Source organism: Streptomyces sp. NPDC054932, assembly GCF_053610205.1.
This window is the reverse complement of the sequence record NZ_JBSGXU010000004.1, coordinates 64,809-77,723: the sequence shown is the minus strand read 5'-3', so window position 1 is coordinate 77,723 and position 12,915 is coordinate 64,809. Positions and strand designations below refer to the sequence as shown.

12 protein-coding genes are annotated in these 12,915 nt (G+C 71.7%); 6 read left to right on the top strand and 6 right to left on the bottom strand.

Annotated elements, in window-relative coordinates; all coding sequences use genetic code 11:
• Nucleotides 1–10: 10 nt before the first annotated feature.
• Nucleotides 11–391: a DUF742 domain-containing protein gene (locus ACWGE1_RS02165; protein ID WP_453418645.1), complete on the top strand. Its 381-nt coding sequence runs from the start codon at nt 11–13 to the stop codon at nt 389–391.
• On the top strand, nt 391–1,041 hold the full coding sequence (locus tag ACWGE1_RS02160) for a GTP-binding protein (protein ID WP_453418644.1): 651 nt from the start codon (nt 391–393) through the stop codon (nt 1,039–1,041). The genes ACWGE1_RS02165 and ACWGE1_RS02160 overlap by 1 nt, the downstream gene beginning before the upstream one ends.
• A gap of 23 nt (nt 1,042–1,064) precedes the next feature.
• Here the strand turns inward: ACWGE1_RS02160 and ACWGE1_RS02155 are convergent, their stop codons facing one another.
• Complete coding sequence (locus ACWGE1_RS02155) at nt 1,065–1,502, bottom strand: PPOX class F420-dependent oxidoreductase (protein ID WP_453418643.1); 438 nt, start codon at nt 1,500–1,502, stop codon at nt 1,065–1,067.
• 106 nt (nt 1,503–1,608) lie between these two features.
• Here ACWGE1_RS02155 and ACWGE1_RS02150 point away from each other — a divergent pair, with 106 nt between their 5' ends.
• Both ACWGE1_RS02150 and ACWGE1_RS02145 read left to right on the top strand, forming a co-directional pair.
• Complete coding sequence (locus ACWGE1_RS02150; RefSeq protein WP_030384197.1) at nt 1,609–2,007, top strand: roadblock/LC7 domain-containing protein; 399 nt, start codon at nt 1,609–1,611, stop codon at nt 2,005–2,007.
• A 138-nt stretch (nt 2,008–2,145) separates the two neighbouring features.
• Nucleotides 2,146–2,958 carry a DUF6397 family protein gene (locus ACWGE1_RS02145; RefSeq protein WP_453418642.1) on the top strand — a complete coding sequence of 271 codons (813 nt, stop codon included), beginning with the start codon at nt 2,146–2,148 and terminating at the stop codon, nt 2,956–2,958.
• Here the strand turns inward: ACWGE1_RS02145 and ACWGE1_RS02140 are convergent.
• The 3 genes from ACWGE1_RS02140 to ACWGE1_RS02130 form a co-directional block, all read right to left on the bottom strand.
• Nucleotides 2,922–3,323: a YchJ family protein gene (locus ACWGE1_RS02140; protein WP_453418641.1), complete on the bottom strand. Its 402-nt coding sequence runs from the start codon at nt 3,321–3,323 to the stop codon at nt 2,922–2,924. The genes ACWGE1_RS02145 and ACWGE1_RS02140 overlap by 37 nt on opposite strands.
• Before the next feature lie 8 nt (nt 3,324–3,331).
• Nucleotides 3,332–4,273 (bottom strand): acyl-CoA thioesterase, encoded by a 942-nt coding sequence (locus ACWGE1_RS02135; RefSeq protein WP_453418640.1) that lies wholly within the window; start codon nt 4,271–4,273, stop codon nt 3,332–3,334.
• Between the two features lie 61 nt (nt 4,274–4,334).
• A complete protein-coding gene (locus tag ACWGE1_RS02130; RefSeq protein ID WP_453418639.1) occupies nt 4,335–6,857 on the bottom strand; it encodes a DEAD/DEAH box helicase in 2,523 nt (840 codons plus the stop codon).
• A 144-nt stretch (nt 6,858–7,001) separates the two neighbouring features.
• Here ACWGE1_RS02130 and ACWGE1_RS02125 point away from each other — a divergent pair, with 144 nt between their 5' ends.
• Both ACWGE1_RS02125 and ACWGE1_RS02120 read left to right on the top strand, forming a co-directional pair.
• On the top strand, nt 7,002–7,793 hold the full coding sequence (locus ACWGE1_RS02125; RefSeq protein WP_453418638.1) for a metal-dependent hydrolase: 792 nt from the start codon (nt 7,002–7,004) through the stop codon (nt 7,791–7,793).
• Between the two features lie 142 nt (nt 7,794–7,935).
• Nucleotides 7,936–9,081 carry a hypothetical protein gene (locus ACWGE1_RS02120; RefSeq protein ID WP_453418637.1) on the top strand — a complete coding sequence of 382 codons (1,146 nt, stop codon included), beginning with the start codon at nt 7,936–7,938 and terminating at the stop codon, nt 9,079–9,081.
• A 118-nt stretch (nt 9,082–9,199) separates the two neighbouring features.
• Here the strand turns inward: ACWGE1_RS02120 and ACWGE1_RS02115 are convergent, their stop codons facing one another.
• Both ACWGE1_RS02115 and ACWGE1_RS02110 read right to left on the bottom strand, forming a co-directional pair.
• On the bottom strand, nt 9,200–10,981 hold the full coding sequence (locus ACWGE1_RS02115; protein ID WP_453418636.1) for an ABC transporter ATP-binding protein: 1,782 nt from the start codon (nt 10,979–10,981) through the stop codon (nt 9,200–9,202).
• Nucleotides 10,978–12,873: an ABC transporter ATP-binding protein gene (locus ACWGE1_RS02110; RefSeq protein WP_453418635.1), complete on the bottom strand. Its 1,896-nt coding sequence runs from the start codon at nt 12,871–12,873 to the stop codon at nt 10,978–10,980. Before ACWGE1_RS02110 ends, ACWGE1_RS02115 begins: the two co-directional genes overlap by 4 nt.
• Between the last annotated feature and the right edge of the window lie 42 nt (nt 12,874–12,915).

Genomic DNA, 12,915 nt, shown 5'->3' with positions numbered 1-12,915 from the left:
GGTCCGGCACATGAACGGCCAGTGGTACGACGCCGAAGCGGGCCCGCTCGTCCGTCCGTACGCCATGACCGGCGGGCGTACCAAGCCGGGACCCCACGGCGTCCGCTTCGACCTGATCGCGCTGGTCGCGGTCGACCCGTCGGGCACGGACGAGGCGGCCGAGTCCCTGCTGGGCCCCGAACACCGGGCACTGCTCGGACTCTGCCGGTCCGAGACGCAGTCGGTGGCCGAACTCGCCGCGGACGCCGACCTGCCCGTGGGGGTGGTGCGGGTGCTCCTCGGGGACCTGCTGGAGGGCGGACACGTCAAGGTCAGCAGGCCGGTACCGCCCGCACAACTGCCGGACGAGCGGATTCTGCGTGAAGTCATCGAGGGATTGCGAGCGCTGTAATGGGACTGCACGACGACGGACCGGCCCCGGACGTGGATCCCGGTCCGGAGGAGGACACCGAACTGGCCGCGCTCGCGCTGAAGATCCTGGTGGCGGGAGGCTTCGGGGTGGGCAAGACCACGCTGGTGGGCGCGGTGAGCGAGATCCGGCCGCTGCGGACGGAGGAACTGCTGAGCGAGGCCGGTGAACTGGTCGACGACACGGGCGGCGTCGACCAGAAGACGACCACGACGGTGGCGATGGACTTCGGCCGGATCACCATCCGGTCCGGGTTGTCCCTGTACCTCTTCGGCACCCCGGGACAGGACCGGTTCTGGTTCCTGTGGGACGAGCTGTCGCAGGGCGCCCTGGGTGCGGTGGTCCTCGCCGACACGCGGCGGCTGGAGGACTGCTTTCCCGCGGTGGACTATTTCGAGCACCGCCGCATCCCCTTCGTGGTGGCCGTCAACTGCTTCACGGACGCCCGGCGGTACGGGGCGCACGACGTGTCGCGGGCACTGGACCTGGACCAGGGGACGCCGGTGGTGCTGTGTGACGCGAGGGACCGGGACTCGGGGAAGGAAGTGCTGATCAGACTGGTCGAGTACGCCGGGCGGGTGCACACCGCCCGGCTGCTGGACTCGGTGGAGCCGCAGGCCGATTCCGTGTGAACCGGCCCGGTCGGCGGGCTCGGTCAGTCCGCGATGCCGGCGAGGGCGATCACCCTGTCGATCGGGACCCTCACGAGGAGTTCGGTCGGAACGGCGTTGCGCCGGCCGAAGGCCTCGCCCTGCTCCTCGCCCATGTAGCGGGCGCCGATCCGGGTTGCCCAGGTGAGCAGTTCGTCCGCGCCGTCGCCGTACCCGGTGATCTCGGCGCGGCCCTGGAGGACGACGAAGGAGAAGGGGGGCCGGTCGTCGTCCACGCAGAGCGCGACCCGGCCGTCGCGGGCCAGGTTGCGCCCCTTGACCGTGTCCTTTCCCGTGTTGAAAACGAAGGAATCGCCGTCGAGTACGAACCAGATGGGAGCGATGTGCGGGCTTCCGTCCTCGCGGACCGTGGAGAGCTTTCCGGTGCGGGTGGAATGGGAGACGAATGCCCGCCATTCCTCTTGAGTCATCTTCTTCGCCATGGGGACATCCTCCTTGCCCGAAAGGCGCTGGTGGGGAAGGCTTGCGGCACGAGTACGAGGGGTGGGGCGCGGCCATGTGGCCGACGTCAACGGGGAGGGGCCGGGAATGGCACTGGACAAGCAACTGGACTGGCTGCTGGACGACCTGACGCGCAGGGTCCAGCAGGTGCGGCACGCGGTGGTGCTGTCCAATGACGGCCTGGTCACGGGGGCGAGCGCGGGGCTGGCGCGGGAGGACGCGGAACACCTGGCGGCCGTTGCGGCCGGCCTGCAGAGCCTTGCCAAGGGGTCCGGCCGGCATTTTCGGGCCGGTGAGGTGCGGCAGACGATGGTCGAGTACGACGAGGGCGTGCTCTTCGTGATGGCGGCGGGTGCGGGCAGCAGCCTGTGCGTGCTGAGCGCCGCCGAGGCGGACATCGGGCAGGTCGCGTACGAGATGACGCTGCTGGTCAACCGGGTGGGCGAGCACCTGGGAGTCGCGGAACGGCGCATCACCGGCGGCTGAGTTTGCACCGGCCGAGTGGGGCTGGCCGTGGCCGGTCGGCGCGCCGCCCGGAAGGTTGTCCACAGGCATCGCCGACTGTCATAGCGCTGAGTTACGGTCTTCACACAGAGTAATCACTGCTCGTGGGGGAGGACCGTGATGATGCAGATGGGGACCGCACTGTGCGAGGACGTGGCCGGCGGCGCCGGGGACGCGTTGGTGGGCGGCGTCCAGGCCGCCGGTGAACTGGGGCTGAGCCGGAGCGAGTTCGCCAGGGCCGTTCAGCTGGGGATCGTACGGGCCGGACCGCGGACGCTCGGCGGGTCCACGCGCTACGCGCGCGCCGAGCTGGACCGGGTCCGGGCGGAGGCGGGCGCGCCGGACGCGCTGCGCGAGCGGGTCGAGACGGTGGCCGGGGCGCAGGCCGCGGCCGGGGCGATGGGCGTCGGCCCGAGCAGGTTCACGCGGCTCGCGCGCTGCGGGCACGTGACCCCGGTCGGCTACCGGGTCAACCGGTACCGGGCCGTGGTGTGGCTCTATCTGACCGTGGAGCTAAGGGGGTTCGCCGCGCGGGAGCCGGGACTGCTGCGCGGGACCGCGCCCCCGGCGGACCGGGAGCTGATGGCGGCCAGGGCGGATCTGCGCCCGCGCAAGTGGCGCGGGCGGCATGTCGGGCTGCTGCTGAGACGAACCGCCGACCCCTGGGAGCGTGCCGCCGTACTGGCCTCCGTACTCCCGGAGGACGAGCTGCGGGACGCCGTCCCCGACCCGGCGGAGCGGATCGTCCTGGCCGCCCTCGCCCCGCCCCCGCCGTACGGGCACCCGCAGATTCCGGCGGCCGCCGCGGTGGCGCTGCGGTTACTGAAGGCGGGGCCGCCGGATGAGGTCCGCTGGTACCGCAGCAGCCTGGACTTCGCGCTGACGGGGGCGCGGGGTCAGTCGAATTCGACGGGGGAGAGGGGGCCGACGTAGACCCAGGCCCCGGCCTCGCGGGAGAAGCTGCTGTGCTCGTGCAGCGAGCCGGTGTGCCGGCCCTCGCGGTAGTGGGCGCGGAACTCCACCGAGCCCTCCGTTTCGAACATCCCGCCGCGTTCGGTGGCGAGGATCTCCAGCCGCTCCCAGCGCTGTTCGGGATCCAGGTCGAGGTGGGCGGGGCGGGTGGAGGGGTGCCAGGAGCGCAGCAGGTAGGCGGTGTCGCCGACGGCGAAGGCGCTGAACCGGGAGCGCATCAGCCGCTCGGCGGTGGGCGCCGCCCCGGCGCCGGAGTGGAAGCGGCCGCAGCACTCCGGGTAGGTGGCGGGCAGCCCGCAGGGGCAGGGGACGGCGGGGGTGGGCATGGGTGTGCTCAGTTCTCCGGGGCGGGTTCGGACGGTCGGGCGGTCTCGGGCTGCCGGTCCGGCTGCTCCGGCCGGGACGGCTTGGCGGAGTACGGGCGGAAGAGGCCCTCCTGGACCACGGACACCAGCAGCCTGCCCTCCAGGTCGTAGATACGGCCCCGGGCCAGGCCCCGGCCGCCGTGCGCGATGGGCGACTCCTGGTCGTAGAGGAACCACTCGTCCGCCCGGAAGGGCCGGTGGAACCACATGGCGTGGTCCAGCGAGGCCATGTCGAAACCGCGCATGCCCCACAGGGGTTCCACCGGGATGCGCACAGCATCGAGGAGGGTCATGTCACTGGCGTAGGTGAGGGCGCAGGTGTGGACGAGCGGGTCGTCGCCCAGCGGGCCGACGGCGCGCATCCACACCGCGCTGCGGGGGTCGGATCCCTTGAGCTCCTCGGGAGTCCAGCGGAGCCGGTTGACGTAGCGGATGTCGAAGGGCTGGCGGCGGGCCATCCGCTCCAGCGCCTCCGGCAGCGCCCCGAGGTGCTCGCGGATCTCGTCCGCGACCTTCGGGAGCGTGTCCGGATGGGGTACGTGGTGAGGAGGCAGCTGGTGCTCGATACCGCCCTCCTCCGGATGATGGAAGGAGGCGGTGAGATTGAAGATCGTCTTGCCCTGCTGGACCGCGGTGACCCGGCGCGTGGTGAAGGACCGCCCGTCCCGCACCCGTTCCACCTGGTACACGATCGGTACCCCGGGGATGCCGGGGCGCAGGAAGTACGCGTGCAGCGAGTGGACCGGGCGGTCGCTCTCGAGGGTGCGCCCCGCCGCCACCAGCGCCTGGCCGGCGACCTGGCCGCCGAAGACGCGCTGGAGGGACTCCTGCGGGCTGGCGCCGCGGAAGATATTGACCTCGATCTGCTCCAGGTCGAGCAGATCGACCAGTCTCTCGGCGGGGTTCGTCATCAGAGGATCTCCACTGTCGGGTCCGGCGGGCCGGGCGGGTACGGCGGCATGGGGCGGACGGTCAGAGCACTCCGAGCTCGCCGACCGAGGTGACCCGGATGACGGCCCGGCCCTCCTCGTCGGAAGCGGCCAGGTCGACCTCGGCGCTGATGCCCCAGCCATGGTCCCCGTTGGGGTCGGCGAAGGTCTGGCGGACGCGCCACAGGCCGTGCGCCGTGTCCTCCTCGATCTGCAGCAGCTTCGGGCCGCGTGCGTCGGGGCCCGTGCCGAGGTCGTCGTACTCGTCCCAGTACCCGTCCATGGCCTCGCCCCAGGCGTCGGCGTCCCAGCCGGACTCGGAGTCCAGCTCGCCCAGCACGTTGACGTGGTCGAGGGCGGCCAGCTCCACCCGGCGGAACATGGCGTTGCGGACCAGGACACGGAAGGCGCGCGAGTTCGCGGTGACCGGCTTGACCTGGTCGGCCTTCTCCTGGGCCTGCTCCGCCGTCTCCACCTCCGGGTTCGCCAGCTGCTCCCACTCGTCCAGCAGGCTGGAGTCGACCTGGCGGACCAGCTCGCCGAGCCAGGCGATCAGGTCCTCGAGGTCCTCGGACTTGAGGTCGTCGGGGATGGTGTGGTCCAGCGCCTTGAACGCACTCGCCAGGTAGCGCAGCACGATGCCCTCGGTGCGGGCCAGCTCGTAGAAGGAGGTGAACTCGGTGAAGGTCATCGCGCGTTCGTACATGTCGCGGATGATCGACTTCGGGGAGACCGGGTGGTCGCGGACCCACGGGTGGCTCTTGGCGTACACGTCGTAGGCGTGGGAGAGCAGCTCTTCGAGCGGCTTGGGATAGGTGACGTCCTGGAGCCGCTCCATCCGCTCCTCGTACTCGATCCCGTCGGCCTTCATCTGTCCGACCTGGATGCCGCGTTCCTTGTTCTGCTGGGCGGCGAGGATCTGGCGCGGGTCGTCCAGCGTGGACTCCACCACGGACACCATGTCCAGCGCGTAGGAGGGGGATTCCGGGTCCAGCAGGTCGAAGGAGGCCAGGGCGAAGGTGGACAGCGGCTGGTTGAGCGCGAAGTCCTGCTGGAGGTCGACGGTGAGCCGGATCGTGCGGCCCTCCGCGTCCGGGGTGTCGAGCTTCTCGACCACACCGCCGTCCAGCAGCGAGCGGTAGATCGCGATGGCCCGGCGGATGTGCCGCAGCTGGGCCTTGCGGGGCTCGTGGTTGTCCTCCAGGAGGTGGCGCATCGCCTGGAAGGCATCGCCCGGCCGGGCGATGACCGACAGCAGCATGATGTTGGTGACCTTGAAGCGCGAGGTCAGCGCTTCCGGGTCGGCGGCGATGAGCTTCTCGAAGGTGGTGTCCGACCAGGCGACGAAGCCCTCGGGAGCCTTCTTGCGCACCACCTTGCGGCGCTTCTTCGGGTCGTCGCCCGCCTTCGCGAGCGCCTTCTCGTTCTCGATCACATGCTCGGGCGCCTGTGCGACCACATAGCCCGCGGTGTCGAAGCCGGCCCGGCCGGCACGACCCGCGATCTGGTGGAACTCCCGGGCGCGCAGCGTGCGGACCCGGTTGCCGTCGTACTTGGTGAGCGCAGTGAACAGCACCGTGCGGATCGGGACGTTGACGCCGACCCCGAGGGTGTCCGTACCGCAGATGACCTTCAGCAGACCGGCCTGGGCGAGCTTCTCGACCAGGCGGCGGTACTTGGGCAGCATGCCGGCGTGGTGCACACCGATGCCGTGCCGGACGTAGCGGGAGAGGTTCTGGCCGAACTTGGTGGTGAAGCGGAAGTTGCCGATGAGGTCGGCGATCTTGTCCTTCTCCTCGCGCGTGCACATGTTGATGCTCATGAGCGACTGCGCCCGCTCGACCGCCTGGGCCTGGGTGAAGTGCACGATGTAGACCGGCGCCTGCCGGGTCTCCAGCAGCTCGGTGATCGTGTCGGTGATCGGCGTGGTCACGTACTCGTACGAGAGCGGGACGGGCCGGGTCGCGGAGCGGACCACCGAGGTGGGCCGGCCGGTGCGCCGGGTCAGGTCCTCCTCGAACCGCTTCATGTCGCCGAGGGTCGCCGACATCAGGACGAACTGTGCCTGCGGCAGCTCCAGCAGCGGGATCTGCCAGGCCCAGCCGCGGTCCGGCTCGGCATAGAAGTGGAACTCGTCCATCACGACCTGGCCGATGTCGGCGTGCTTGCCGTCGCGCAGGGCGATGGAGGCCAGCACCTCGGCGGTGCAGCAGATCACCGGGGCGTCCGCGTTCACGGAGGCGTCGCCGGTCAGCATGCCGACGTTCTCGGTGCCGAAGAGCTTGCACAGGTCGAAGAACTTCTCCGACACCAGCGCCTTGATCGGGGCGGTGTAGAAGGTGACCTTGTCCTGGGCCAGGGCCGTGAAGTGCGCGCCGGCCGCGACCAGGCTCTTGCCGGAGCCGGTCGGGGTGGAAAGGATCACGTTCGCCCCGGAGACGACCTCGATCAGCGCCTCCTCCTGAGCCGGGTACAGGGTGATGCCCTGGTCCTCCGCCCACGAGGAGAAAGCCTCGAAGAGGGCGTCGGGGTCGGCGTTCGGCGGGAGCTGATCAATGAGGGTCACACCCCCCATCTTGCCTGGCTTCCCCCCGGATCAGGGAACCGGCGGACGGGACGAAGATCACCGACGGTACGCTGTGCCGTCGATGCGGCCCGAACGAAACAGTCAACCGGGCCCGACCACACACCAGCGGGGCGGGAAACGACCATGATGGGTCCGGCGCACTCACTGTCCGGGGCAGCGGCCTGGCTGGGGGTGGGCGCGGCCACCGCGGCCGCCGGACACCCCATGCCCTGGCCGGTCCTCGTCGTCGGCGCGCTGATCTGCGCCGGGGCGGCCCTCGCCCCCGACCTCGATCACAAGTCGGCGACCATCTCGCGCGCCTTCGGTCCGCTCTCCAAGGGCCTGTGCGAGGTGGTCGACAAGATCTCCTACGCCGTCTACAAGGGCACCCGGTCCAAGAAGGACGCCCGCCGCACCGGCGGCCACCGCACCCTGACGCACACCTGGCTCTGGGCCGTCCTGATCGGCGGCGGCGCCTCCGTGCTCGCCGTCACCGCCGACCGCTGGGGCGTGCTCGCCCTGCTCTTCGTGCACCTGGTGCTGGCGGTCGAAGGGCTGCTGTGGCGGGCGGCCCGGATGTCCAGCGACGTCCTGGTCTGGCTGCTCGGTGCGACCAGCGCCTGGATCCTGGCCGGGGTCCTCGACCAGCCCGGCAACGGTGCGAACTGGCTGTTCACCGATCCGGGCCAGGAGTACCTCTGGCTCGGCCTGCCGATCGTGCTCGGGGCCCTGGTCCACGACATCGGCGACGCGCTCACCGTCTCCGGGTGCCCGGTGCTGTGGCCGCTGCCGATCGGGGGCAAGCGCTGGTACCCGATCGGCCCGCCGAAGGCGATGCGTTTCCGGGCCGGCAGCTGGGTGGAGCTCAAGGTCCTCATGCCGGTCTTCATCCTGCTGGGAGGCTTCGGCGGCGCCTCCGCCCTCGGCTTCATCTGAAGGCCGGCCGGGGCGCCGCGTCCGAGGCCGTCTGTTCAGGTCCTCCCCGGGCGGTCATGATGTGGGCCGACGAGCCGTCAGTGCCGTCGGCTCGCGCCGGGACCCGGGGGGATCCATGCGCAGGAGAAGCAGAAGCATCCGTATGACGCTGGCGGGGGCGGTGCTCGCCTCGCTCACCCTCGTCCTACCGGCCGAGGCCGCCTCGGCGGATCCCGGCGGCGCGCCGGACACGGGACCGCACTGCAGGCCGTCCGTCCGGATCCTGGAGTCACTGCCGGGGGAGGACCCCTACCCGAACCCGTGGCTGCACCGCACCCAGGTCAACGACATCGGTTCGGCCGGACTGTCGGTCGGCGTCTCCCGCGACCTGCCGGCCTACTGGATCGGCACCAGGGTGTTCGCCGTACCGCTGCCCGCCGGGACCACCGGCGGACGGGTGGAGGCCGTCAACCGGTCCGGCCTGATGGTCGGCACGCTGACCACCCCGATCTGGACCGAAACCCTGGCCTTCAGTTACCGGCCGGGGGCGCGCCGCGTCACGCTGCTGCCCTTCGGACACACCGCGAGCGACGTCAACGACCGCGGACACATCGTCGGCACCCGCTACGACGACGATCCGGGAGTGACCACCGGCCTCGAATGGGCCGGCGGCAGGATCCACCGGAAGCTCTTCGTGCCGCCCGGCTACCGGCTCGACTGGGTGACCGGCATCAACAACGCCGGTCAGGTCATCGGGTCCGGCTTCGGGCCCTCGGCCGGCGACGACGGCCACCGCACCAGCCCCGGACTGCTCTGGGCCGCCGGCGTGGACGCCGGGCCCACCGTGCTGCAGCCCGTCGGCGACCTGAGCCACCAGTACCGGCCGCAGGACATCGACGGCTCGGGCCGGGTCGTCGGCACCTACGCCACCTCTTCGCCGACATGGCAGGACCAGCCCGCCGTCTGGGTCGCCCCCTACGAGTCGGTCGCCCACGCGCCCCGGCTGCCGGCCGCCGAGCGCGGCACCTTCGAGGGCATCAGCCCGAGCACGAACGTCTCGGTGGGCATCGCCAGCCAGTTCCTGCACGCGTGGCCGCCGCCGCCGGACCATCCGCAGGAGCGGGCCCAGTACTGGACCGGCGAGGGCCCCGTGCGCGCCCTTCCCGCACTCGCCCCGAACGCCTTCACCACCGCCTACACCGTCACCGACGACGACCGGGTCGGCGGCGCCGCGGAGGACGCCGCGGGTGACACCCACCCGGTCATCTGGACCTGCGCCCGCAAGCAGGCCTTCGTCCCGGCCGGCTGACCGCACAGAGGGACAGAGGGACAGAGGGACAGCGGTACCGGACGGCGGAGGGCGGCGGGCGGGACCAGTCCCATCCACCGCCCTCCGCCCCACGCTCCCGTCGTCCGGTGCTCCCGGATCAGCCGTGCCAGGACCGCCACAGGGCCGCGTACGCCCCGTCGGCCGCGACCAGCTCGTCGTGCGAGCCGAGTTCGCTGATCCGGCCGCCCTCGACCACCGCGATCACATCCGCGTCGTGCGCGGTGTGCAGCCGGTGGGCGATGGCGATGACCGTACGGCCGTCCAGCACCCGGGCCAGCGAGCGCTCCAAGTGCCGTGCCGCGCGCGGGTCCAGCAGCGAGGTCGCCTCGTCGAGCACCAGCGTGTGCGGGTCCGCCAGCACCAGCCGGGCCAGCGCGATCTGCTGCGCCTGTGCCGGGGTCAGCGCCGTGCCGCCGGAACCGACCGCGGTGTCCAGACCGGCCTCCAGGGCCCGTGCCCAGCCGTCGGCGTCCACCGCGCCCAGCGCCGCCCACAACTCGGCGTCCCCGGCGCCCGTCCGCGCGAGGCGGAGATTGTCCCGCAGGGTACCCACGAACACGTGGTGCTCCTGGTTGACCAGCGCCACGTGCTCGCGCACCCGCTCCGCGGGCATCCGGGACAGCCGCGCCCCACCGAGGGTGACCTCGCCGGTCCGCGGCGCATAGATGCCCGCGAGCAGCCGTCCCAGGGTGGACTTGCCCGCGCCCGAGGGCCCGACCAGCGCCATCCGGGTGCCCGGGGGCACGGACATCGACACCTGGTGCAGGACGTCCACGCCCTCCCGGTAACCGAAGTGGACCTCCTGCGCCCGTACGTCCCGGCCCTCGGGCGCCACCTTCGCGTCCCCCGCGTCCGGTTCGATCTCCCTTACGCCCACCAGGCGGCCGAGCGAGACCTGGGCGACCTGCAGTTCGTCGTACCAGCGCAGGATCAGACCGATCGGATCGACCAGCATCTGCGCCAGCAGCGCTCCCGTGGTCAGCTGCCCGGCCGACATCCAGCCCTGCAGCACGCAGAATCCGCCGATCAGCAGCACCGAGCCGAGGATCGTCACGAAGGTGACGTTGATGACGGGGAAGAGGACCGTCCGCAGGAACAATGTGTACCGTTCCCACGCGACCCACTGCGAGATCCGGCGCTCCGACAGCGCGATCCGCTCCGGCCCGAGGCGGTGCGCCTCGATCGTGCGGCCCGCGTCCACCGTCTCGGTGAGCACGGCCGAGACCGCCGCGTAGCCGGCCGCCTCCGAGCGGTACGCCGACGGGGCCCGCCGGAAGTACCAGCGGCAGCCGATCACCAGCACCGGCAGCGCCACCAGCGCGGCCAGTGCCAGCGGCGGCGCGGTCACCGCGAGCGCCCCGAAGAGCAGACCCGCCCACACCACACCGATGGCCAGCTGCGGCACGGCCTCGCGCATGGCGTTCGCCAGCCGGTCGATGTCGGTGGTGATCCGCGACAGCAGGTCACCGGTACCGGCCCGCTCCAGCACGCCCGGCGGCAGACCCACCGACCGCACCAGGAAGTCCTCGCGCAGATCGGCCAGCATCTCCTCGCCCAGCATCGCCCCGCGCAGCCGGACCAGCCGGACGAAGAACGTCTGGACCGCCAGCGCCAGCGCGAACAGCAGCGCCACGCGCCCCAGATGCAGCTCGCGCGCCCCCGCCGACAGATCGTCCACGATCCGCCCCAGCAGGTACGGGCCGACCATGGAGGCGATCACCGCGGCCGCGTTGACGCTCACCAGCACCACGAAGGCCCGCCGGTGGCGCCGGAACAGGCCGCGCACATAGCCCCGTACGGTCGCCGACGTGCCCACGGGCAGGGTCGCGGCCGACTCGGGGGCCGCCGGATCGTACTCCGGCGGCGCCACGCCGATCATGCGGATTCCTCGATCTCTGTGAGTACTTCTTCCAGCTCTGTCAGTTCCAGCCCGGCGAGCCGCTGCTCCTCATCGGTCTCACGGGTGACGACCGCCCGGTAGCGGGGCTCGCCGTGCAGCAGTTCGCGGTGGGTACCGACCGCCGCGACCGTTCCCCCGTCGATGAGCACGACCCGGTCCGCGCGGTCCAGCAACAGCGGCGAGGAGGCCAGGACCACCGTGGTCCGCCCGGCGCGCAGGGCCGAGATCCCGTCCGCGATCCGCGCCTCGGTGTGCGAGTCGACCGCGGAGGTGGGCTCGTCGAGCACGAGCACCTCCGGGTCGGTGACCAGGGACCGTGCCAGCGCGAGACGCTGTCGCTGGCCGCCCGACAGGGACCGGCCGCGCTCGGTGATCCGGGCGTCCATCGGGTCCTCGACCCCGTCCGGCGCCGACTGCAGCAGCGCGTCCAGGACGTCCGCGCACTGGGCCGCGCCCAGAGCGGCACCGGACTCGACGGCTCCGGAAGCCGGTACGTCGAACAGCTCCCGCAGGGTCCCGGACAGCAGCACCGGATCCTTGTCCTGTACGAGGACCAACGTGCGCGCGGTGTCCAGTTCGAGCTCGTCCAGCGCGACTCCGCCGAGGAGCACGGACGGCGCGCCGCCCGCCGCGTCGACGGTCACGTCCGCCTCCACCTCCGCCTCCGCCTCCGCGTTGGCATCCGCCCCCGGATTCCCGTCCATGGGATGGCCGCCCAGGCGTTCGGCGAGCCGTCCCGCCAGGTCCGGGTCCCCGCAGACGACGGCGGTGAACCGGCCCGCGGGGGCCAGCAGCCCGGTCTGCGGGTCGTACAGGTCTCCGCCCGCGGCCGGTGCCTTCATCGGCTCGGTGCGCGCGGGACGCTCGGCGGCGTCCGATCGGGTCAGCGACAGCACCCGGGCGGCCCGCTTGGCGGAGGGGCGCGAGAAGGAGTACGCCATGGCGATCTCCTCGAAGTGCCGCAGCGGGTACAGGAGCGTGGCCACCGCGCTGAAGGCGGCGACGAGCTCACCCACGGCGATGCGTCCCTCCGAGACGAGCGTGGCGCCGTACCAGACCACCGTGATCATCAGCGCGCCCGGGAGCACCACCTGGATCGCGGCGATCAGCGCCCACATCCGGGCACTGCGCACGGCGGCCCTGCGGACCTCCTGGGATGCCTCCCGGTAGCGGCCGAGGAACAGCTCCTCACCGCCGATGCCGCGCAGTACGCGCAGGCCCGCGACGGTGTCGGAGGCCAGCTCGGTCGCCTTGCCCGCCTTCTCCCGCTGGATGTCGGCGCGCTTGGTGGCGCGCGGCAGCAGCGGCAGCGAGGCCAGGGCGATCAGCGGTACGCCGACGGCCACGACCACACCGAGCTCGGGAGCGAAGAACAGCAGGCCGACGCAGACGAGGACGACGGAGAAGACGGCCGCGAGGAAGCGGGAGACCGCCTCGACGAACCATCCGATCTTCTCCACGTCTCCCGTGGACACCGCGACCACTTCGCCCGCCGCGACCCGGCGGGTGAGGGCGGAGCCCAGCTCGGCCGTCTTGCGCGCGAGGAGCTGCTGCACGCGCGCGGCGGCCGTGATCCAGTTGGTGACGGCCGTGCGGTGCAGCATGGCGTCGCCGACCGAGATGGCGACGCCGATGGCCAGGAGCAGGGCGCCGACCAGCAGCAGGCGGTCCGGCTCGCGGTCGACGACCGCGTCGACGCCCAGCCCCACGGCGTACGGCAGTCCGGCGACGCCGGAGAAGTGCAGCATCCCCCAGCACAGGCTCTTCAGCTGTCCGCCGAGTTGACCGCGCCCCAACCAGAGCAGGAACCGGGGGCCGGAACGAGCGTCGGGTACCCCTGGATCCGGATACGGAAGATCGCTGATCTGCATGACGCCCCATGACTGGTCGAGTGGTTCAAACCGTGCAAGGTT

What these genes read in the sequence shown, in the direction of transcription:
- ACWGE1_RS02165 (WP_453418645.1), top strand. Translation starts at nt 11, where the DNA reads ATGAACGGCCAGTGGTACGACGCCGAAGCGGGCCCGCTCGTCCGTCCG.
- ACWGE1_RS02160 (WP_453418644.1), top strand. Translation starts at nt 391, where the DNA reads ATGGGACTGCACGACGACGGACCGGCCCCGGACGTGGATCCCGGTCCG.
- ACWGE1_RS02155 (WP_453418643.1), bottom strand. Translation starts at nt 1,502, where the DNA reads ATGGCGAAGAAGATGACTCAAGAGGAATGGCGGGCATTCGTCTCCCAT.
- ACWGE1_RS02150 (WP_030384197.1), top strand. Translation starts at nt 1,609, where the DNA reads ATGGCACTGGACAAGCAACTGGACTGGCTGCTGGACGACCTGACGCGC.
- ACWGE1_RS02145 (WP_453418642.1), top strand. Translation starts at nt 2,146, where the DNA reads ATGATGCAGATGGGGACCGCACTGTGCGAGGACGTGGCCGGCGGCGCC.
- ACWGE1_RS02140 (WP_453418641.1), bottom strand. Translation starts at nt 3,323, where the DNA reads ATGCCCACCCCCGCCGTCCCCTGCCCCTGCGGGCTGCCCGCCACCTAC.
- ACWGE1_RS02135 (WP_453418640.1), bottom strand. Translation starts at nt 4,273, where the DNA reads ATGACGAACCCCGCCGAGAGACTGGTCGATCTGCTCGACCTGGAGCAG.
- ACWGE1_RS02125 (WP_453418638.1), top strand. Translation starts at nt 7,002, where the DNA reads ATGATGGGTCCGGCGCACTCACTGTCCGGGGCAGCGGCCTGGCTGGGG.
- ACWGE1_RS02120 (WP_453418637.1), top strand. Translation starts at nt 7,936, where the DNA reads ATGACGCTGGCGGGGGCGGTGCTCGCCTCGCTCACCCTCGTCCTACCG.
- ACWGE1_RS02115 (WP_453418636.1), bottom strand. Translation starts at nt 10,981, where the DNA reads ATGATCGGCGTGGCGCCGCCGGAGTACGATCCGGCGGCCCCCGAGTCG.
- ACWGE1_RS02110 (WP_453418635.1), bottom strand. Translation starts at nt 12,873, where the DNA reads ATGCAGATCAGCGATCTTCCGTATCCGGATCCAGGGGTACCCGACGCT.